Genomic DNA, 18,971 nt, shown 5'->3' on the forward strand with positions numbered 1-18,971 from the left:
GACGAGTTGATCACGGAGTACCAGCAGAAGCTGCGCGAGCGCTACATCGGCGCCCCCGTCATGCCGGCCCCGCAGCCGTGGCGGCCGGTGCTGGATCGCACGACCCCCATCGGGGGGCTGCTCGGCATGGGCTTCGCCGTCCATCCCGACAGCGGACACGACCTCGTCATGGTCGTGTCCAGCGACGGCCATGGGCTCTTCGACGCGGTCAGCGGCGAGAAGGTCGCCCGCGATCGGGACCCGGACCCCGACACCAGTACCCCGGACGCGTCGCCGGATCTCACCTGCCCCGGGCTCGGCCCGATCGAGGGCACGCCGGTACGTATCGCCGGGCTGTTCGGCGGGGGCCTGCACAGCACCACTCCGGACGGCTGGACCCTGGACGTCGTCAGCCCCGACTGGCCCCACGACCGGGTCATCCTCTCCGCTGACGGCGGCTCCCACCAAGGCCCGGCGGGAGGGACGTGGTGGCACGTCTTCCACTCCGAGTACTCGGAACTCCGCGCAGCCGGGTTCTCTCCCTCCGGACTGACTCTGGCGGTCGCCACCAGCAGCGACCTCACCCTCTGGACCCGATCTGAACTCCACTTTGACGACTGAGCGGACAGGGGTCCGGGTGACACCCCACGTGTCTCGGCACACCCAAGATCACGACGGCAACGGCAGGCCCGGGAGGGCCGCACCGGAAGGGATCCGGACAGCTCTGCCCTCAGCGCCGCGGGGCGGCCAGTGAGAGGGCTCGGTGTTCGGTGGGGGTGATGCCGTAGGTTTCGCGGAATGCCCGGCTGAACCCGGTGGCGCTGGGGAAGCCCCAGTGGGCGGCGATCGCTCGGACGGGCCGGCTGCTGAGTTCAGGGCGTGTGAGGTCGGTGCGGGCCCGTTCGAGGCGGCGTTGGCGGATGTACGCAGCGACGGTCAGAGGCTGGTCGCCGAAGAGGAGGTGGAGACGACGCAGGGACAGGTTGTGCCGGTCGGCGATCACCGGCGGAGTCAGGTCCGGGTCACCGAGGTTGTTCTCGACGAAGCGGTAGACCCGCTGCAGCGTTTCCTGCGCGCGGGCCTCGGCAGGTGCCTGGCCGGGTTCACCGAGCTGCCGCGCGAGGAACGCGGTGGCCAGGTCCACGGTGACGGATCCCATCGCGCGCAGTTCCTCCGGCTGACATTGCGGGCCGCGTGTCACCAGTGTTCTGAGGAAGTCGGCGAGGACCGCTCCCGCCCCCACGTCCGCGGGCAGGCTTCGTGCGAGGAGCCGGTCCACGCCGTCCGATCTCAGCGCCAGGGCCCGGCGGGGGATCTGCAGGACCACCGACTCGGGCTGCCCGCCCGAACACGCGCCCTCGCTCGGTCGTGAGGTGTCCGTGAGTACGAGTCCTCCCGCGACCACGGATTCGTTGCCCCGCTGAGCGATCCTGACGGTGCCCCCAGTGATGAGTGCCAGCTGCAGGTGCTCAGGGTCGCCGCGCCGGACATGGGCCGGGGTGCGCCGCGACTCGACGGGGGAGCAGGCCAGTGACGACAGCTGTGCGACCCCGAGGTCCAAGGACAGGAAGCTCGCCCGGAAATCGGCCGCACGCCGGGCGTTGAGCGTGATGGGCATCACGCCACTGGACACCGTCTCGCAGAACCAATCGAACCGGTCCGCACGATCGACAGCGTCCGTCGTCATCAGCGACACCGCCCGATCCCCCCACACCTCGACGTGGCGACACTCTGACACTCTTGGCCCTTCCTGGTCGTCACACAGCCGTGCTCCACGCCCACCACCACATGATCGATTATCAGACAAAACTTTTCGGACGCGTTCCCGGTGCGCCGCGGCGCCACCGACGAGCCGCTCCGGGTTCCTGACCGCAGTGCCACGGCCTCCGGACGGCACCGACATGGCCGAGGACATCGCGCGGTACAACGCGCGCACCAGGCGGACCAGTTCACACGATCGCCGCTGCCCGAGCCCGACCTGCCGGGCGCGGGAGGGGACGGTCAGGCCCGGACGTCGACGGGAAGTTCCAGGAAGCCATGGATGGTCGTGCCGCGGCGGGGTACCGGGGTGTCGGAGGATGTCGGTCTTCATGCGTGCCAGCTGGGCGCCCAGGCAGTAGTGGATGCCAACCTCTGGCAGTTTTGCAGTCCCGTCGCTGGCACGAAGCCCGGACCCCTCGTGCGCAGGCCGAGGCCTCCGGGCGGGCCGGGCGGCTGCTGTGTGCAGCAGTCGAGGTGACCGCTGGTGTGGCCGCGGCCCGCGAGTACCGGGTCCGCCCTCAGCGCGCCACCTTCCGCCCCGCAGCCGGGCAGCGCTCGGCAGTGGGACCGGGCGAGCGGTTGATGGCTGGCGTGGTCCAGGAGGCCGTTCCCGAGGGTGCTCGGGCCATCCTGACCGATTCTGCGTGGCCGGCCCTGGGAGCCCGTCTGGTGGAGGCCGTGCGGGCCGGCGCAGACCCGACTGATGTCCTGGCAACGATGGCCAGGAGAAGAGAGTTGACCTCAGCGGAATCGGTGGCGGAAGTGCTTACATGGCGGCTGGACGGGTGGCGGAAGCAGCGCGGGACGACCGCGGATGCTGCGGGCGGCACGGGGAGGGGTGGCGTCCCACTCACCACGACGGCGGCTGCACCTGCGGCCAACGCCGGCCGCCCGGCGACGAGCAGCGCAAGGGTCCGCAGAGGACCCGCTAAGGAGGGGAGCAGCAGCGATGGCAACACCCGCGCAGGGGGAGCCGTTTGCCGAGGCGACGGGCGAGGCGGTGCAGACCGCTGTCCTGTCGGTGCGTCTGATCACGGCCATCGCCGATGCCGTGCGACGCCACCAGCAGCGGCAGAAGAAGGGGGCAGAGGAGGATCTCCCGCCCGCCGAGCAGGCGAAGGAGGTACTCAAGGACCTCCTTCCGGCGGACATCTCCGCAGCACTGACAGCCGACGCGGACTGGCCGCAGATGGCGCAGCAGCTCATGGCGCTGAAGAAGGCCTGGGTGGACCTGGAGCAGCTGCTGCCCCGGCTGGGTGAGATCGCGGTGACGGTGCGAGACCAGGTGGCCGCGAACGAGGCGCGCGTGGCGAGGGAAGGGACGGCGGAGTGGGAGCGGACGCTCCGCGAGACCCTGCCTGCCGGGCCGGTGCGCGAGGCGATTCTGTCCTCCCCGACGTGGCCTGACATCGCGGCGACGATGGCGAACCTGGACGAGCGCGGCATCGACGTGCGGCAGATTCTTGCCTCTGCGCACGACGAAGGACTCGGCGTCGACCAGGCGGTCGCGAAGGCGCTCGCGGCCGGCCAGGCGCCGACCACGAGCCGGGACGCGCTGCTGTCGTACGGCCCGCTGACGGAGGGGCTTGACCTTCCGCCCGACCTCGACCTGTCGGACAGGGCCCGGGCGCTTCGGCAGTTGGCGATCGCACAGGAGAACGAGCGCTACATGCGGATGGTTCGGGAAGCCGTGCCGGGCAAGGAGCGGGAGGCTGACCTGATGCTCGCCCATAGACACTGGCCGCTGATCGCGGCACGCATGGCGAAGATGGAGCAGGAGGGCAAGACCAGGTAGATTTCCGGCTCCGGCGTGTGTGCCGCAGACCTCTTCGGGGGGTCTGCGGCACACTTGTTCCCAGAGAGGGGACCCCGGTCAGGGGCGGGTGGCGCCGAAGTAGTCGCTCTCGGGCATGGCGGCGGTCAGGGGCTGGATTTCGACGACCCGTCCGGTGCGCGGGGCGTGCAGTACGTTGCCGTCCCCGACGTAGATGGCCACGTGGTAGATCGAGCCTGCTCCGCCGTGGGACCAGAACAGGAGGTCTCCGGGTTGGAGGTCGCCACGGGCCACGGGCCGGTTGGCGGTGGCGCCGTACTGTGCGTCGGCGACGCGCGGGAGCTGGAGGCTGGGCCAGTAGGCGTACTGGACGAGGGACGAGCAGTCGAAGCCGGCGGTGGAGGAGGCGGAGCAGCTGCCGTTGAGGTAGCCGTTGCGGCCGTCGCAGAAGCCGGTGGTGGGGCCGTCAGGGCTGCCTCCGCCCCAGGAGTAGGGGGTGCCGATGCGGCCTGCGGCTCTGCGTACGGCGTCGGGTCCGGCGCCGCTGCCTGCCACCTGGAGAAGTCCGGCGCCCTGGAAGCGGGGGATGTCGCTGAGGATGGCCTGGACGTACCCGTAGGGCTCGCCGTTGGCGAAGGATCTGGGAGGTACGCCGCGGTAGTACTGGACCCAGCCCCATCCGGCGTTGTATCCGGCGAGGGCGAGGGCGCGCGGGTCGCCGCCGTATCCGGAGTTCTTGGCGTCCTTGAGCAGGGAGCACATGAGCCGGCCCTGTGCCATGAGGGCGTCGAGCCGGACGGCGAGAGCGGTCATCTCGACCTCGTAGCCGTCTGCCGCATAGGCGGCGGCGATGTCCAGCAGCCCCTGCGGGTCCTTGAAGGTCCCCTCCAGGAGCAGTCCGTAGCCATGCTGGCGTGCATGGTCGTGACACATCGCGACCCAGGCCGTGGTGGCCTGCGCCGTGGCGTCCTTCATCAGCAGCGGGTATGCGGCCAGCACCGCCGCGTATCGAGGGTGCAGCGGACGTAGATCGTCTGGGCTTAAGGCAACCAGGTCACCCCCGCCCGGTTCCTGCCGCCGGGCAGCGAAGCCTGGCTCTTACCCGCTCCCTGCTGCGCGCCGAAGAATGACAGCACGGGCTGGGCCTGCGGGCTGTACCCATCGAAGACGAAAGGCCGAACCACTTCCTCGAAGAGCGTCCGCAGCTGGTTGTCATCGAGGAAGTAGTCGCTGGGCTGCGCCATGCTCACCGGCTCTCCAGGCGGGCGATGTCGTTCTGCCACTGCGCGATCTGCTTCAGCAGTTCGTCACGGTCGTGCGCCGGGACCCGCCGGGTGGCGGCGCGTACCGCAAGGGCCTGGTCTCGCCACTGCTGCGGCTGCTCCCCCTCCGAGGCGGCCTGCGCACGGGCCATGAGCAGGCCGATGAGCCGGGAAGCCGTTTCCGCGAAGACGTCGTACACCGTGGCGGTCGGCGCGTCTTCGAAGGCCCCTGGGCGGTGGTCGCCTCGAACAGGCTGCACCGCATCAAGACCGGCTCGTACCTCGCGAGCCAGCTCGGCATAACGAGCGCGGGCCTCAGCGATCTGCTGGTGGTCGGTGGAGCGCAGCGCTTCACGTTCGCGGGCGAGGCGCTGCTGCGCCGCCCGAGCGGCAGCGATTGCCTCCCGGTTCGGCTGAGCCCTCGTCTCTTCGGCGGCGATCACCGCGGTGTACGCGCCGACGAGCCCGTTCACCGCCTCGATCGCGGCCTCGTACGCGGCAGTCTCCTCGTTCGACCAGCCGTGCGTTTCCAGCTCGTGGGTGATGGAGATTCCCTTACCGGGCGTCGACATATGGCTCCTTCTCGTAGGTGTTCATCATCTGGTAGCCGTGCTGCGATCAGGGACAGTTCGCTTGGCCTGCTTTGGTGGCATTCCGGCCAGACAGACCGCGAGCTCCGGCGGGCCCTCTCCGGCGGGTGGCGGCCGCTCTGACGAAGTTGATCTCCGTGATCCCGCAGAGGGTGCGCGCGGGTTGTGTCGGACGCGTGACAGCAGTGCCCCGCGCCGCCCGAGGACATAGCCGATGACAGCGCAGGCGGAGACCTGGACCGAAACCAAGACCACGCAACCGGTCAGGAGTCGGAGCGTGTCCAGAACGTCGGCGCCCCCGAACCAGACGACGGCCGCCGCGGCGATACCGAGCAGTGCGGTCGGCAGACCCGGAACAGGATCAGGCGAGCGCTCACGGTTGTTTTCTCCTCGTTCTGGTTATCGGAGGACAACCCCAGGTACTGGAAAGTCCCCTTAGAGAGGGGCAGCTGGGCAATGGCCGCTCGGAAGACGGGCACGGCCTCGCTGGTCAGATGCTCGGGTCGTTAAGCTTGCCCTTTATGGTCCGTCGTCGAATGGCGCTCGAAACTTGCTTTCCCCTGTTCGTGGCGTGTCCGAGAGACCGGAGCCTGATCCTGCTGGGAGGGTCGGTGCGGCTTGGAGGCCGGGATCGTGGAACTGGTCGAGCGCGGGGTTCAACGAGACGCGTTCGCAGCGGTGACAGCGTTCCGGTCCGAGCTGTACGCGTGTCTGGTCTCCCGGCGCAGCGCACTGTTTGAGCTGCGCGACGCGTTGCTGTGCACCGATGGGCTGGTCCGCACGCTCGTGGACCTGGCGCTCGCGCCCGAGCACCGGCGAGGGCACGGAGCTCTTTACGTTGGGCTGAATCAGGGCCGAATCGACGTGGTTCGACTCCGCTGGGCCTTGGCGGGCGTGCCCTTGCCCCGGGCCGCCGACGGCCGCCTGGTGCTGGCGGTTGATGTCTCGCCTCTCGTCGTGGCTGCGGCCGGACGCCGACACCTGCTCGGACCGGTCGTTCTGCCATACCTTCGGCCGGGGCATGGGCAAGCACCAGATGGTGCTTGGGTGGCCGTACTCGATCGTCGCCGCCTTGGAGATCGGCCGCACGTCATGGACCGCGCTTCTGGACGCGATCCGACTGGAACCCGGCACCGACCTGGCCGCGGTCACCGCTGAACAGGTCCGGGCGGTCGTTGAGCGTCTCGTCGCGGCCGGCCAGTGGCGGCCTGGTGACCCTGACGTCCTGATCGTGCTCGACGCAGGCTACGACGCGCCGCGCATCGCCCACCTTCTGACGGACATGCCGGTGGAGGTACTGGGGCGGCTCCGCTCTGACCGGGTGATGCGCAAGCCGGTCCCAGTGCCGTGGATCTGCCCGCCGCAGGGCGGGCGCCCGCCCAAGCACGGCGGCGAGTGCGTCTTCAGCCGCCCCTGGTGGCGGTGACGGCCCGTTCGAACAGGGCGAAGGCGGACCGTGACCCGTCGGAGTGGCTGCCGCCGTCGCCGGAGGCGCTGTGCCGGTACGGCGCGGAGTGGACCGCGACGAAGCTGCGCTGGGGGCTCGCGGTGGACGAGGCGGAGCAGCAGCGGCTGTGGGACATCGCGGCCGGCTGCGGGGGCACGGAGGTGGAGTTCACCCCCGCCCTGTAGGGCAATCGGGGTCTGGGGCCGCCTCATGGCGGGGCGGCGTCAGGGCCGGTTCCTGATCATCACGAGCAACCGGGCACCCAGCGACTGGTATCCCCTCTTCCCCACCCCCGTCGTCGCCGAGTCACTCCTGGACCGGCTCATCAACACCAGCCACCAGGTGATCATGAACGGCCCCAGCTACCGCCCGAACAAGCGCCCCAGGAACACGACCGACAAAACGTACTGGAGTCCGCCACCGCGGCTTCCCGCGCCAGCGTCTCAGAATCACAAGCTGGCTTGTCAGAGGCATCCGCTAGTGCTGCATCAGCCAACGTTTGCCCTGCATGTGCGGTCGGGACATGGATGCCAGCGGCCGGCCGACGCTTGATGAGATGGCGTTCGTCGTGATGGCCAAGTCGAGAGTTCGGAGGTCGGCAGCGTGGGCCGAACTCGATTTCGTCGAGCAGCATGTCCCGAAGTACGGCCAGCCGCCGGAGACGATCGAGGAGCACCGGGCACAGCAGCTTCAGGAGTAGACGTCAGAGGCTTGACCAGCCGAGGAAAGACACAACCCCGTGGACGCGATGCCCACGGGGTTCCGCGCTGCTCAGCCGGCCGAGCGGGACGTCGACGCTACTTCTTGCACTTGGTCTTGAAACCGTCCAGCAGAGCCTTGCCAGCATCGGAGTTGTCACGCACGTACGCGCTACCGCTGATGCTGATCGAGGTTTCGCTGGTTGCGATGGACTCGCTGCCGGTCCGCTCGTTGCGGGTGTCGTCTCCGACGACCGTCCAGATGATCTGGGACTGATCCTTGTTGAACTCGCCGGTGCTGGTCACGCCCGGCTTCTCGTAGACACCATCGCAGTCGTACTCATGATGCGAGACACTGTTGCCCTTGACGACCAGCTGCCCGAGATTGGACGTGCCGTTGACGTCCTTGATGTAGTAGGTACCGTCGCGCTTGCCGCCGCTGTCGCTGCTTCCGCTGCAGGCGGTGAGTATGAGTGAGCCCGCGGCCAGGGCCCCGATGGACACGGCGATCTTGGCCCGCGTCCTACGAGTGGTCCTGGTGATGCTCATGACGTTCCCCGTTCGTTCGTTCTGGATAGTCGGTTTGAGATAGAAGGCGAGTCAAAATATCCTATAGATAGGTGACTTTGACTGACCGGGACCGCCTAATCAGGCACCTTCTCGGAGGTTGTCGAGCCGATGCTCAGTCAGCGCCGGCGCGACCTCGGCCTGTGCGGCGAGGTCAGCGGGCTTGCGGAATGCCTGTGGCGACTGGTGCTGCATCAGCCAACGTTTGCCCTGCATGTAGGGTCGGGACATGGACGCCGACGGCCAGCCGACGCTTGACGAGATCGAAGAGCACTTCGTTGCGCTCGTCGAGGGTCGTCTGACCCGAGACGAGGCCGACCGCTGGGCCGCGCGGTGGGTGGTCGACGACGGGCTTGATTGGGACGACATCTCCTCGTGGGCGCTGAGCCTCCTCCACGGAATCGACCTACCTGCGGACAAGGGCGGTGCCTACCTGCACGACGACGAGCAGGTGCGTGCATGGCTCGCGGAGCTGAGGAAACGCCGGACGACGTGACGAGGCCAGAGCTGCCATCCCGGCGCCGATCACTGCCAGGCTGATGCGCATGGCCGAACGGGTGCGGGTGCGGGAGATCGATGACGGCGAGGGGCGACGGCTGCTGCGGATCATCCGCAGAGGCACTGGCTCGGTCGTAACGTGGCGGCGCGCGCAGATGGTACTGCTGTCCGTGCAGGGCATGGCCGTGCCGAAGATTGCCGAGGTGACGTTCACGAGCCCGGACCGGGTTCGTGACGTGATCCATGACTTCAACGCCGACGGTTTCGAGGCGCTTTACCCGAAGTACAAGCGGGGACGCCCCAAGACCTTTACCCTGCCTGAGCGACGCGAGATCAAGAAAATCGCCAAGTCAAAGCCAGCTGAGCATGACCTGCCGTTTTCAACCTGGAGCCTGGCCAAGTTGGCCGACTTCCTGGTCGCCGCGGGGGTGGTCGACGACATCAGCCACGAGGGCCTACGGGTCCTGCTCCACGAGGAGGGCGTCTCCTTTCAACGTGTGAAGACCTGGAAAACCTCCCGCGACCCCGACTACGAGGCCAAGAAGGCCCGGGTCGAGCACCTCTACGCGATCGCCGACGGCGAGGTCATACCGGAGCCCGGCGAGCCTGAAGTCGTTTTCTGCATGGACGAGTTCGGGCCGCGAAACCTCCAACCACACCCCGGTCGGCAGTGGGCCGAACGCGGCGGCAAGCACAAGGACCCCGAGCGTGAACCCAGGCCGAGGCGGCGGGCGACCTACACCCGACCGCACGGGGTGAGGCACCTGCTCGCCGCCTACGACCTGGGCAGGGACAAGCTCTACGGTCACATCAAGGAGACCAAGACCCGCTCGAAATTCTTAGAGTTCTGCCGCTACCTGCGCAGCCTCTACCCGGCCGGCGTGCGCATCGCCGTCTTCTGCGACAACTTCTCCCCGCATCTGACCACCAAGCGCTGCCGGCGGGTCGCAGACTGGGCCGAGGCCAACAACGTCGAGATCGCCTACACCCCGACCAACTCTTCCTGGCTCAACCGCATCGAGGCCCAGTTCACGGCCCTTCGCTACTTCGCCCTCGACGGCACGGACCACGCGAGCCACAAGGAGCAGGGCAGCATGATCCGCCGCTACATCATCTGGAGGAACAAGAACGCTGCCGACGAACGGCTACGCGATCTCGTCAACAGGGCGAACATTGCCTGATGTGGCACTAGCTTGCTGATTATGGGTAACTCAGGCGGATCATTGACAACCCGCTCCACGGGGGAACTGCACCAGCTCATGCGGGCAGCCGGGTTCACGGGCGTTGAAGATACGGAGGCGTTGGCGGATGGCTGGCAGGTGACGGACTTCGCCGACGCCGGTCGGCGCAGCCTCGCGAACCTCGTCCAGAGCGCAGGGACACCGGTCATCATGGTGTCCTTCCTGGACAGCGACGTCGGTTTCGTCGAGGCCCTCACGCCGGACGGCAGCAGCTGGGAGGGCCTGCTCAACCGCGAGATGGCGAAGAGCTACGAGATCCCGCTGGAGCACTTCCCCATCGAACCTGCCGTCGCCGGCGCACTCGCCTGGGCTACCGCCGCCGGACTGACGCCCGACGAGGAAGCCATCCGGCAGTCCCTCACCGGGGCGGCTCTGTTCGCGGAACAGCTCTCCTCAGCCCTCTCGGTCGCCCTGGGGCTGCCCGGCGCAACCTAGCCCTCCCAAGCCAGCACCTGGGGTCCACACCGTGTGAAGGCAAGATGGCCAGCGCATCTCCGGGGCCTGATCTTTGGTCTTGACTGCCGTGGGCCGCCCACCACCACGGTGTGATTTGCAGCTCCTGCTCGCATGCGCAGCCCAGGCTCCCCGCTGCCCGGCTGCCGGCAGAGCTCCAGAGGCAGGACCGCGCTACTGAGCTGCGGCTACACCCACAGATTTCATCCGATCAACACATGACCCAAAGGGTGCAGCATGAGCCTGACCTTCTTCCTTCTGACCCTCGGCACCATCAGTCTCGTAGCCGGCGGTGCACTCGCTCTGAACATCCGCGACGCCGCTGGCGCGGCGGCACGCTACGCGGCGGCCAACGCCGAGCTGGCCATGCACGTCCGAGGAGACCTCGGCCCCCCGAAGCGGCTCATGTCGAAGCAGGTCTACCGGTACCTGGGAGCCGTGATGGCCTTCGCCGGACTACTCCTCACCCTCGGCGGCCTGCTGGAACTTGCCTTCTGATTCCTCGGGCCGATCCCCGCCGGACCACACGGCGGGGCCTTTGTTCGAGTTGGTGCACCAGGCCGTCGCAGCGGGCAGCAGCGCCCGCCGGGCGCTTCTCCTTCGCACGAAGTGGCTACCTGCGCAGCGTCTTGATCAGTGAGCTTCTTCGAGTTGGCCACCGATGGGTGACAGGCTGTAGAGCGCAACGAGCGAGGCCCCCGGGCTGTTGATCGAGATGTCTGACATCTCAATCACGCTGCTCGGGGGCCTCGTTGGTCATCTATCCTGCCGCGTTCGACCTGCCCATGCGCTGGTGGAGTGGGTCGCCATGCTGATCGTCACCCGTGAGGGCGACAGGCGCTGCAAGCTCCGTCCGTCCCGGCGGGCGATGGGGGCGCTGGTGTACCGGCGCGAGCACACGACTCTGGCGAAGATCGCCGCCGGTTCGGCATCAGCGAGTCCACTGCCCACGCCTACACCCGCGCGGTCGTCGACCTGCTCGCCGAACGAGCACCGGGTCTGCTGAAGAGGGTGCGGTTCCTCTGAAGGGAATCGCTGAACTCCGAGAACGCTGACTGGGGCTGTGTTCGCGGCCTCTCGTCTCTACCGTGGTGGTGGAGGAGGGGTGGCGGATGGGCTCGCTGTTCGAGGAACTGGAAGCGCGTGAGGCGGCCGCCCGGGTGCGGGTCGAGGAGCTCGAAGCCGAGCTCGCCGAGCTGTCGGGACAGCTGCATCTGGCACGGGAGAGCGTGGAGCGGTTGCAGATCGCGCGAGAGACGGTCGACGAAGTGCTCGCGGACATGACCCCGGAGAAGTCGGCGGCGAGTGTCGACGCCGACCGGCCGACCGTGGGTGAGCCGGCGGCGTCTGCGTATGCGGGGGCCGAGCGGCGGGTCATCGGGGTGCTGACCGTTCCGAAATGGCAGCCCGGCATGGGGGCGGACGTCCTGCCGCAGGTGTACCGGGACATTCTGGAAGTGGTGGCGGACGCACCCGGGCCTGTCCGCGCCAAGCAGATCGTGCCCAGGATCGGGCTGCCGGCCGAGACCGGGAAGATCGAGGGCACGCGCTCGAAGCTCAAGCGGCTGGTCGAACGCGGCTGGCTGGACGAGGACACCCCAGGGATGTTCACACCGGCCCGCCGACGGACGGCCAAATCGTCCAACTCCGTTTAACAGCATGGCTCTTCCGCGCCTACATTCGAAGGTGCGACCCAATCGATGCTGGACGGGAAGAACCCTGGAGATGACACCGTACGACACCGCATGCACCGCTGACCCCTTTGCGCGCTCTCTCAGCGCCTTTGAGACGCTGATGCACACGCTGTCAGGCAGTCCGGCGACCAGTTGGACCCACGCCGAGCTGGAAGAACACCTCGATGAGGCCGGGCGAGAACTGCTCCGCCTGCTGCTGCAGGACCACCTGAACCTGCGGGCCAGGCAGGAAGAGCACCAGATCCGCACCGGTGCCGTCCCGGCGGTGACCGGACCGGAGGGGCAGGTGCGGCCCTGGCGGGAGACCGGGCATTCGCGGTGGCTGGCCACCGTGTTCGGGACGGTTCGGGTCACCCGAGTCGCCCACCGGGGACCCGGCATGGGCAACGTCCACCCCGCTGACCAGGAACTGTCCCTGCCCGCGGGCCGACACTCAACGGGATTACGGCGGCTCGCCGTCACCGAGGCCGTCCGCGGCTCCTTCGACCAGGCCCACGACGCGGTGACACGCCGCTGCGGGAACGTCCTCGGCGAGCGCAGGCTCGAAGAGCTCGTGGCCGCCGCCGCGGTCGACGTCGACGACTTCTACCGGACCGTGATCCCGGTTCCGTGCAGCCGCGAAATGCCCCTGGTGGTCGAGGTGGACGGCAAGGGCGTGGTCATGCGCCCGGAGGCCCTGCGCGAGGCCACCCGCCGGGCCGCCCAGAAGTCCGCGACCGGTCATCGCGGCCGGCTCACGCCGGGCGAGAAGCCGAACCGCAAGCGGATGGCGGCCGTGGCCTGCGTCTTCGACACCCGTCCGGCACCCAGACGCCCGCACGATGTGATCCACCCGCCCGGCGGCCGAAGCAGCGAACGCCTCGCCCGCCCCGGGCCCAGGGCGGAGAACAAGTGGTGCACCGCCTCGCTGGTCCGATCATCCGCGCAGGTCATCGCCGACGCCTTCGACCAGGCCCAGGCCCGCGACCCGAAACATCTGCGGCCGTGGGTCGTCCTGGTCGACGGGGCCCGCCACCAGCTCGACCTGATCACGGCGGAGACCAGCCGACGCGGCGTCACAGTCCACGTGCTGCTGGACTTCGTGCACGTCGCCGAGTACGTCTGGGCCGCCGCTCACGCCTTCTACAAACCTGGCACCATCGAGGCCGAGGCTTGGGCGGCCGACCGTCTGACCGCGATCCTCTCGGGTGACGCGGCTCGCGCCGCCGCCGAGATGACCGCCCAGGCCAAGCGGGAACAGCTACCGGCTGCCCGGCGCGAGGCCGTCGACGCCTGCCACCGCTACCTGACCGGCCACCTCGATCAGCTCCACTACGAGACCGCGCTCAACAACGGGTGACCGATCGCCACCGGCGCGGCCGAGGGCGCCTGCCGCCACCTGATCGCCGACAGGCTCGACATCACCGGCGCCCGCTGGGGCCTGCCCGGAGCCGAAGCCGTCCTGCGACTGCGTGCCGTCGTCTCCAACGGCGACCTTGACACCTACTGGCGCTACCACGCCACCCGCGAGCACGAACGTCTCTACCCCACCCCCGGCGAGCGCACATACGCCCTCACCGCTTGATCGCGGCCGTCATCCGAACCGAGCTCACCCAGCTGGATAAACGCCAGTACGTCAGCCGACGTCTATCCCTCGCTGACGATGCAGAAGGGATGCCCCGCCGGCTCGGTGAGGACCCGGTACCGATCTCCATCCGGCTGCTCTGGCTTGCCCGCGCCCAGCTCCAACAATTGCGCCTCAGCCGCATCCAGCGCTTCCGCAACCTTGGAGCAGATGTGCAGCTGCTGGGGAAGGATCTGGTCGGGCCAGCTCGGAGCCCGGTAGTCGTCGACCCGCTGGAAGCCAATGAAGAGACCATCCTCGCGGGTGAGTCCGGCGAAGTCGGCGTCTGACTTCGGATGCGGTTCGAGGCCGGTCGCCTGCTGATAGAACGCCGCCAGAGCCAGCGGATCAGGGCAGTCGAGCGTTATCGCGCGCAACTTCATCTGCAAGGGCATGGTGCCTCCGGGCTGATCACTGAACTTGCGTGAACCACACGCTAGACGAAGACGCCGAGCCCCATCAGCTCATCCCTCCAGAAGAGCCGCACCCTTTTCAGTTGGACTAGATCCGATAGTGATCTTGCGGTTGGTGCGCGGTTAGCCAGGGGATGTGACGCGGGTCGGAAAGCGACGTCTTGCAGGTGGGTGCAGACCGACGGAGTTACCGGAGGCCGTGCGCGGCGGCGATGTGCGGCTTCTGGGCCAGTAGGGTTTCGAGCCGGCTTTCGGGCCACAGGTCGATGTAGGGCACGGCGCCTTCTGCGTTGTGCCGCTCCGCCCAGCTCACCGCGTCAGCGGTGAATCGGCCGCTGGTGGCGATCACGATTCCCCGCACAAGAGGGGGGCTCCACAGCTTCCCCGCAGTGGCCGTCTCGCTCACCGCTGCGGCGTTCACCGACCGGCTGCGCCAGTGCTTGGCCTGGACGATGACGCGCTCGGTCCGCACACCACCGGAGCCGTCACGGAGGATCCGGTCCAGGGAGAGGTCACGACCCCGGTCGGGTGCCCGGGTCTGCATCAGCCACTGGACGTTCTCGTGCTCCGGGATGCTGCGCAGGAGGTCGTAGAGGAGGCGCTCGAAACCGTCGTCGTCCAGCCGCTCCCAGGGCAGTGCCAGGGTGGCAGGACCCGTGAGGTGGCCGGAGGCTGCCTGTCCCAGGTCCATGTCCGGAACGGGCAGCGGGTCGCTGTCGCCCAAGGCATGCGAGAGGATGTCGGCGCGCACGGTGGGCCAGTCGAGGACGACGATGTCGCGCCAGTCGTGCCCCTGGCTGAACCGCAGGTGCCGGTGCAGGTCCCACCACCGTCCGATGGTGTTCGCGGCGTCGCCCAGGAGTCTGGCGATCTCCCCTACGGCCGTCTCGACCTGCTCAGTGTGCGCATTCACAAGGTGATCGGGCGAGTCCTCAGGCACTACCTTCACCGCGAGGGGCAGCGCGGTGTCGACGGTGGCGACGAGCTGCTCCAGGCGGCCTCGGGCGGCCCGCCGGCGGGCACGGTCAAGGCGGTACCGATAGGCGGCCAGGTCAGCTTCCGGCTTCTCGCCTGCCGCCTGAACCGCGTGCGGTTGCTCACTGATTTCGAAGTAGTCGGCGAAGGCCTGACCCATGGCGGCGATGTCGGGCAACTGGTCGGTGATGGTCCAGCCGTCGATCGGGGGGAGTCCGGGAAGTAGATCCGTCCATGCCCTTGCGAGGTCGTCGTAGGCCGGATGTGAACCGTGTTGCGGGCCGGTGGGGATGTACGGCTTCGCGCGCTCCCACACGCCTTCCAGCTTGCGCAAGTTGGCCGCTGTTCGGTCCATCGCGCGGAGGAGCTCTTCAAGGTCCATGCGCACAGACTCGCACCCCGCGGCGGCAGCTGTGGAGGGGTTTCCGGCATCCCGAAGACAGGAGAAGGTCGAGGTTCAACCACGGGGTGGTCGTCGCTTCGTGTGGTGTGGGTGTGGTGGGTGGGGTGTGGTGGGTGTGTTTGGGTGTGTTTGGGGGTGGTGGGGGTGGTTGTGGCCCGGGGTGTGGGGGCTGGTCGGTGCGGCTGTGGGTGGGGTGCGGGCGGTTCGGGCGGGCTCGGGCGCGGCGCGGGGTGGGTTCGGTGCGGGGTGTTTTCGGGGGTCGCTGGTTGGGGTGATCGTGGGCCGCCGGGCAGCCGGTTTCGGAAGGGCTCGTGCAGCAGGCTGGGAGGATTTGCCCAACATAAAGAATGGCAGCCAGTTGTGAGCGTTCACGTTTTTCCCCATCTCTGGTGGATTGAACGTCATGTAATTCCTCATCCCGACTTCTCCTAATTGGCCATGGGTACGACGGAGTTCGGGATCGAGGGACCTGGTCATCGCGGAGGCGTGTGGGCGGCCCTGGGCCTGTGGTTCGGAAGGCCGATGGTCAGCCCGGATGGCAAGGAGAACGTTCGTCGTGGTCGACATCACCGAGATCTACGTCCACTGGTACGCAGGCCGCTCGAAGAGCGAGCTGGCCGCGTCGCTGGGGGTGGACCGCAAGACGATCAGGAAGTACCTTGAGCCGGCGGAGGCATCCGGGATCACGCCCGGCGGACCACCGATGCGGGAAGCCGACTGGGCCAAGCTGATCAAGAGCTGGTTCCCCGAGCTCGCTGACCGGCGGCTGCGGCAGATCACCTGGCCCGATATCGACCAGCACCGCGACTACATCAAGAACCTGCTGGGAACGGTGACCGTCTCCACGATCCACCAGCGGCTGCGGGACGAGCACAAGCTGGATGTGTCGATCTCCTCGTTCCGCCGCTGGGTGCACGCCACACTCCCCGACGAGACGGCAAGGTCCCAGCTCACGGTCTTGCGCGATGACGTCGAGCCGGGCTCGGAGGCTCAGATCGACTACGGTCACTTGGGCCAGTGGACCAATCCGAAGACTGGTAAGCGGCACCGGATCTGGGCCTTCGTGATGGTGCTGCCGTGCTCGCGGCACATGTTCGTCCGCCCGGTTCTCTACCTGCACCAGCACGCCTGGACCGAAGCCCACGTTGCTGCCTTCCGTTACGTCGGGGGCGTCCCGCGCCGACTGGTGCCGGACAACCTGCGGACTGGAGTCGACAAGCCCGATCTCTACGATCCGAAGATCAACAAGGCGTATGCCGAGCTCGCGACCCACTACGGGGCCTTGGTCGATCCGGCCCGCGCGGCCCGGCCCAAAGACAAGCCGCGGGTCGAACGCCCGATGCCCTACATCCGGGACTCGCTCTGGCGGGGTCGGGAGTTGACGTCGATCGAGCATATGCAGGCCGAGGCTGTGAGCTGGAGTCAGAAGGTGGCTGGCCGACGGCAGTGCCGGCCGTTGCAGGGAGCCGCCCCGATGGCGGTGTTCGGGGCCGTCGAAGCCGAGACCCTGCTGCCGCTGCCGCCCACGCCGTTCGTGCTGGCCCGCTGGTCGACGGCGGTGGTCGGGCCGGACATTCACGTCAAGGTCGGCCGCACCCTCTACTCGATTCCCTGGAAGTTGATCGGCCGCCGGGTTGACGTCCGCTCGACCGCCACGATGGTGCAGGTCTTCCTCGACGGCGACCTGGTCAAGACCCACGTGGCACTTGAGCAGGGAAAACGCACCGACAGGAGCGACTACCCGCCGGAGAAGATCGCGTTCCAGATGTGCACGCCGATCTGGTGCCGGACCCAGGCATCCGAAGTCGGGGACGCCTGCCGGACCGTCGTTGACCTGCTTCTGGAGGTCAACGCGCTCTACCGGCTCCGCGCCGCCCAGGGGATCCTCGGGCTGAAGAAGAAGTACGGCGACGCGAGGCTGGAGGCCGCCTGCGCGAGGGCCATCGCGGTCGGAGATCCGTCCTACCGGACCATCAAGGGCATCCTGATCGCCGGCACCGAGACCGATCCGGAGCCCGAATCGAGCGGGGACGCGGGTGCCGCGGCCTTCCTCCACGGGCCCCAGCGGCTGTTCGCCTCCGTCGCCCCGTCCGAGACGGCGGACGAGCTCCTTGACGACCAGGTCCACGGCGAAGTTGAGGGAAGCGTCTGATGAGCGTGATGGATCATGAACGGCCCCAGTTACCGCCCCAACAAGCGCCCCAAGAACCCCACCGACAAGCCCGACAAGCCCCCGGTCCGCTAACTCCCGGACCCGTCCACGTTCCATTCCCGCGGCAGGTCCTTGTCACAGAAGACGCAGACGAAGTCTTCCTCCCGAACGATGTTCAGCTGGCCGCAGGCGGGACAGCGCCGGAACACCACCTCGTGGGTGAAGCCGGAAGGGTGCTCGATCCCGGCTGCGTCCAGAGCCTTCGCGACGGCCGGCCACGAGCCGATGTCCGGGCAGAATCCGGTCGACTGGTTACTCACCTCAGCGACCACCCACTGCCCGGACTCCTCGCGGAAGCTCATCTCCCCGGCGCCCAGAACAGGGCCACCGCCAGCACACACCACGTGCTCGCTCCGGCGCGGTGCGAGCCGCAGCACACCCGCCGAGTCGATGACGAACGTGAAAGGCTCGGCCAGCTCCACCGCCGCCAGAGACGAAGCCCATTCGTCGAAGTCCGCCGCCGAGTGGATGCTCCGGCCCTCAGCCTCCGGCCGGACAAGGGCCCGCAGATCAGGCGGTCCCACATACCGATAGCTCCACCCCAGCAAGTTCACGCAGGCCAACCTAATGCCCGCCCGAGGCCAGGGCCTGGGGAATTACGGGAACTTACCCCTGGGGAATAACGAGAACGTTCACACCAGTTAGTGCGCAATGGAACATTACGCCCTAACTGATCTTGATAAGGCCCCGGGCCCCGGGGCTGTTTTCGGCGTCCGGGCGTGGTCGAAAGGGGTGGCTGGGCGATGGCTGGTGAGGGTGGCCGCCGACGTGAGCGGGAGAGTGGGGCCCGGCGTTCTCAGCGGGTGGGCGTCGCGTTCAGCCCGGCCGAGTTGGAGGTCGTCCGCGCGGCCGCGGTCCGTGAGGGGATGTCGGCGGCGGGGTGGGTGGGCCGGCAGGCGATGGCGGTCGCGCAGGACGTTCTGGTGCCGGTCTCCGCGGACCGCGCGGACGTCCTGCGCGAGCTGGTGAAGGCGCGAGCCGGCTTGCGGGAGGTAGCGGTCCGCCTGGACGCTCTCGGCCCCGACGGTGCGACCGGGGCGGAGCTCGCCGACGCTGTGGCCGATGCCCGCGCTGCGGTGGTGCGGGTGGACGCGGCGACGGTGGCGGTGATGCGCGAACGCCGGGCCCGCACGTGATGCCGAAGAAGCCCGAGATGGGCGACGACACCTACAAACTGCTGGAGTACCTCTTCGGTCCCGGCAAACGCGACGAGCACACCAACCCCCACCTCATCACCGCCTGGGACCCCCATCTGCCGTGCCCGGCCCGCCACCCGGGCCATACGACGCTGGGCGAGCTGGCGGACCTCCTGGACGCCCCGGTCCAGGCGCTGCGCGGGGACCGTCCGGACAAGCATGTGTGGCACGTCTCGGTCCGCAACCACGCCGACGACCGGACCCT

19 protein-coding genes and 4 pseudogenes are annotated in these 18,971 nt (G+C 68.2%); 15 read left to right on the forward strand and 8 right to left on the reverse strand.

The window, feature by feature from the left end; translation table 11 throughout:
• The first annotated feature begins 6 nt into the window (after nt 1–6).
• The gene (locus tag AC069X_RS25945; RefSeq protein WP_478731923.1) at nt 7–600 is read left to right on the forward strand and encodes a hypothetical protein; all 594 of its coding nucleotides are present in this window, start codon (nt 7–9) and stop codon (nt 598–600) included.
• Between the two features lie 109 nt (nt 601–709).
• On the opposite strand, the gene AC069X_RS25950 is transcribed toward AC069X_RS25945, so the two are convergent.
• Entirely contained in the window at nt 710–1,666 is a 957-nt protein-coding gene (locus AC069X_RS25950) for an AraC-like ligand-binding domain-containing protein (protein WP_478732005.1), read from the reverse strand.
• A 1,023-nt stretch (nt 1,667–2,689) separates the two neighbouring features.
• On the opposite strand from AC069X_RS25950, the gene AC069X_RS25955 reads away from it, so the two are divergent.
• Nucleotides 2,690–3,535: a hypothetical protein gene (locus AC069X_RS25955; protein ID WP_478731924.1), complete on the forward strand. Its 846-nt coding sequence runs from the start codon at nt 2,690–2,692 to the stop codon at nt 3,533–3,535.
• 78 nt (nt 3,536–3,613) lie between these two features.
• On the opposite strand, the gene AC069X_RS25960 is transcribed toward AC069X_RS25955, so the two are convergent.
• The 3 genes from AC069X_RS25960 to AC069X_RS25970 are packed head-to-tail and all read right to left on the reverse strand — an operon-like array spanning nt 3,614 to nt 5,348.
• Nucleotides 3,614–4,567 (reverse strand): NlpC/P60 family protein, encoded by a 954-nt coding sequence (locus tag AC069X_RS25960; protein ID WP_478732006.1) that lies wholly within the window; start codon nt 4,565–4,567, stop codon nt 3,614–3,616.
• Nucleotides 4,555–4,764 (reverse strand): hypothetical protein, encoded by a 210-nt coding sequence (locus tag AC069X_RS25965; protein WP_478731926.1) that lies wholly within the window; start codon nt 4,762–4,764, stop codon nt 4,555–4,557. The genes AC069X_RS25960 and AC069X_RS25965 overlap by 13 nt, the downstream gene beginning before the upstream one ends.
• On the reverse strand, nt 4,761–5,348 hold the full coding sequence (locus tag AC069X_RS25970) for a hypothetical protein (protein WP_478731928.1): 588 nt from the start codon (nt 5,346–5,348) through the stop codon (nt 4,761–4,763). The genes AC069X_RS25965 and AC069X_RS25970 overlap by 4 nt, the downstream gene beginning before the upstream one ends.
• A gap of 651 nt (nt 5,349–5,999) precedes the next feature.
• Here AC069X_RS25970 and AC069X_RS25975 point away from each other — a divergent pair.
• The 4 genes and pseudogenes from AC069X_RS25975 to AC069X_RS25990 form a co-directional block, all read left to right on the forward strand.
• Nucleotides 6,000–6,780 (forward strand): annotated as a pseudogene (locus tag AC069X_RS25975) (transposase); the annotation flags it as partial.
• Nucleotides 6,781–6,788: 8 nt separating this feature from the next.
• Nucleotides 6,789–6,998 carry a hypothetical protein gene (locus tag AC069X_RS25980; RefSeq protein ID WP_478731930.1) on the forward strand — a complete coding sequence of 70 codons (210 nt, stop codon included), beginning with the start codon at nt 6,789–6,791 and terminating at the stop codon, nt 6,996–6,998.
• A gap of 25 nt (nt 6,999–7,023) precedes the next feature.
• Nucleotides 7,024–7,215: pseudogene (locus AC069X_RS25985) on the forward strand (ATP-binding protein); the annotation flags it as partial.
• Nucleotides 7,216–7,336: 121 nt separating this feature from the next.
• Nucleotides 7,337–7,513 carry a hypothetical protein gene (locus tag AC069X_RS25990; RefSeq protein ID WP_478732012.1) on the forward strand — a complete coding sequence of 59 codons (177 nt, stop codon included), beginning with the start codon at nt 7,337–7,339 and terminating at the stop codon, nt 7,511–7,513.
• A 97-nt stretch (nt 7,514–7,610) separates the two neighbouring features.
• Here AC069X_RS25990 and AC069X_RS25995 read toward each other — a convergent pair whose 3' ends face one another.
• Complete coding sequence (locus AC069X_RS25995) at nt 7,611–8,060, reverse strand: hypothetical protein (RefSeq protein ID WP_478731932.1); 450 nt, start codon at nt 8,058–8,060, stop codon at nt 7,611–7,613.
• Between the two features lie 247 nt (nt 8,061–8,307).
• Here AC069X_RS25995 and AC069X_RS26000 point away from each other — a divergent pair, with 247 nt between their 5' ends.
• The 7 genes and pseudogenes from AC069X_RS26000 to AC069X_RS26030 all read left to right on the forward strand — a co-directional run bounded on the left by AC069X_RS26000 (nt 8,308) and on the right by AC069X_RS26030 (nt 13,528).
• The gene (locus AC069X_RS26000; RefSeq protein WP_478731934.1) at nt 8,308–8,574 is read left to right on the forward strand and encodes a hypothetical protein; all 267 of its coding nucleotides are present in this window, start codon (nt 8,308–8,310) and stop codon (nt 8,572–8,574) included.
• 49 nt (nt 8,575–8,623) lie between these two features.
• Complete coding sequence (locus AC069X_RS26005; protein ID WP_478731936.1) at nt 8,624–9,757, forward strand: IS630 family transposase; 1,134 nt, start codon at nt 8,624–8,626, stop codon at nt 9,755–9,757.
• Between the two features lie 42 nt (nt 9,758–9,799).
• Nucleotides 9,800–10,252 (forward strand): hypothetical protein, encoded by a 453-nt coding sequence (locus AC069X_RS26010; protein WP_478731938.1) that lies wholly within the window; start codon nt 9,800–9,802, stop codon nt 10,250–10,252.
• Between the two features lie 255 nt (nt 10,253–10,507).
• Nucleotides 10,508–10,768 (forward strand): hypothetical protein, encoded by a 261-nt coding sequence (locus AC069X_RS26015; protein WP_478731940.1) that lies wholly within the window; start codon nt 10,508–10,510, stop codon nt 10,766–10,768.
• Between the two features lie 254 nt (nt 10,769–11,022).
• A pseudogene (locus AC069X_RS26020) lies at nt 11,023–11,287 on the forward strand (helix-turn-helix domain-containing protein); the annotation flags it as partial.
• 95 nt (nt 11,288–11,382) lie between these two features.
• Complete coding sequence (locus AC069X_RS26025; RefSeq protein ID WP_478731942.1) at nt 11,383–11,925, forward strand: hypothetical protein; 543 nt, start codon at nt 11,383–11,385, stop codon at nt 11,923–11,925.
• Nucleotides 11,926–11,995: 70 nt separating this feature from the next.
• Nucleotides 11,996–13,528 (forward strand): annotated as a pseudogene (locus AC069X_RS26030) (ISKra4 family transposase).
• A 62-nt stretch (nt 13,529–13,590) separates the two neighbouring features.
• On the opposite strand, the gene AC069X_RS26035 reads toward AC069X_RS26030, so the two are convergent.
• Together AC069X_RS26035 and AC069X_RS26040 are read right to left on the reverse strand one after the other, a co-directional pair.
• Nucleotides 13,591–13,962 (reverse strand): VOC family protein, encoded by a 372-nt coding sequence (locus AC069X_RS26035; protein ID WP_478731944.1) that lies wholly within the window; start codon nt 13,960–13,962, stop codon nt 13,591–13,593.
• Between the two features lie 205 nt (nt 13,963–14,167).
• Entirely contained in the window at nt 14,168–15,337 is a 1,170-nt protein-coding gene (locus tag AC069X_RS26040; RefSeq protein WP_478731946.1) for a restriction endonuclease, read from the reverse strand.
• A gap of 577 nt (nt 15,338–15,914) precedes the next feature.
• Here AC069X_RS26040 and istA point away from each other — a divergent pair.
• On the forward strand, nt 15,915–17,510 hold the full coding sequence (gene istA, locus AC069X_RS26045; RefSeq protein ID WP_478731947.1) for an IS21 family transposase: 1,596 nt from the start codon (nt 15,915–15,917) through the stop codon (nt 17,508–17,510).
• An 89-nt stretch (nt 17,511–17,599) separates the two neighbouring features.
• On the opposite strand, the gene AC069X_RS26050 is transcribed toward istA, so the two are convergent.
• Nucleotides 17,600–18,124: a hypothetical protein gene (locus AC069X_RS26050; RefSeq protein WP_478731949.1), complete on the reverse strand. Its 525-nt coding sequence runs from the start codon at nt 18,122–18,124 to the stop codon at nt 17,600–17,602.
• A gap of 249 nt (nt 18,125–18,373) precedes the next feature.
• Between AC069X_RS26050 and AC069X_RS26055 the strand changes: the two genes are divergently transcribed.
• Complete coding sequence (locus AC069X_RS26055; RefSeq protein WP_478731951.1) at nt 18,374–18,706, forward strand: hypothetical protein; 333 nt, start codon at nt 18,374–18,376, stop codon at nt 18,704–18,706.
• Nucleotides 18,707–18,971 lie beyond the last annotated feature (265 nt).

This window comes from Streptomyces sp. NPDC043896, assembly GCF_056435605.1.

What these genes read in the sequence shown, in the direction of transcription:
- AC069X_RS26015 (WP_478731940.1), top strand. Translation starts at nt 10,508, where the DNA reads ATGAGCCTGACCTTCTTCCTTCTGACCCTCGGCACCATCAGTCTCGTA.
- AC069X_RS25955 (WP_478731924.1), top strand. Translation starts at nt 2,690, where the DNA reads ATGGCAACACCCGCGCAGGGGGAGCCGTTTGCCGAGGCGACGGGCGAG.
- AC069X_RS26035 (WP_478731944.1), bottom strand. Translation starts at nt 13,962, where the DNA reads ATGCCCTTGCAGATGAAGTTGCGCGCGATAACGCTCGACTGCCCTGAT.
- AC069X_RS26040 (WP_478731946.1), bottom strand. Translation starts at nt 15,337, where the DNA reads ATGGACCTTGAAGAGCTCCTCCGCGCGATGGACCGAACAGCGGCCAAC.
- AC069X_RS26000 (WP_478731934.1), top strand. Translation starts at nt 8,308, where the DNA reads ATGGACGCCGACGGCCAGCCGACGCTTGACGAGATCGAAGAGCACTTC.
- AC069X_RS26025 (WP_478731942.1), top strand. Translation starts at nt 11,383, where the DNA reads ATGGGCTCGCTGTTCGAGGAACTGGAAGCGCGTGAGGCGGCCGCCCGG.
- AC069X_RS25995 (WP_478731932.1), bottom strand. Translation starts at nt 8,060, where the DNA reads ATGAGCATCACCAGGACCACTCGTAGGACGCGGGCCAAGATCGCCGTG.
- AC069X_RS25950 (WP_478732005.1), bottom strand. Translation starts at nt 1,666, where the DNA reads ATGACGACGGACGCTGTCGATCGTGCGGACCGGTTCGATTGGTTCTGC.
- AC069X_RS26005 (WP_478731936.1), top strand. Translation starts at nt 8,624, where the DNA reads ATGGCCGAACGGGTGCGGGTGCGGGAGATCGATGACGGCGAGGGGCGA.
- AC069X_RS25990 (WP_478732012.1), top strand. Translation starts at nt 7,337, where the DNA reads ATGGATGCCAGCGGCCGGCCGACGCTTGATGAGATGGCGTTCGTCGTG.
- AC069X_RS25970 (WP_478731928.1), bottom strand. Translation starts at nt 5,348, where the DNA reads ATGTCGACGCCCGGTAAGGGAATCTCCATCACCCACGAGCTGGAAACG.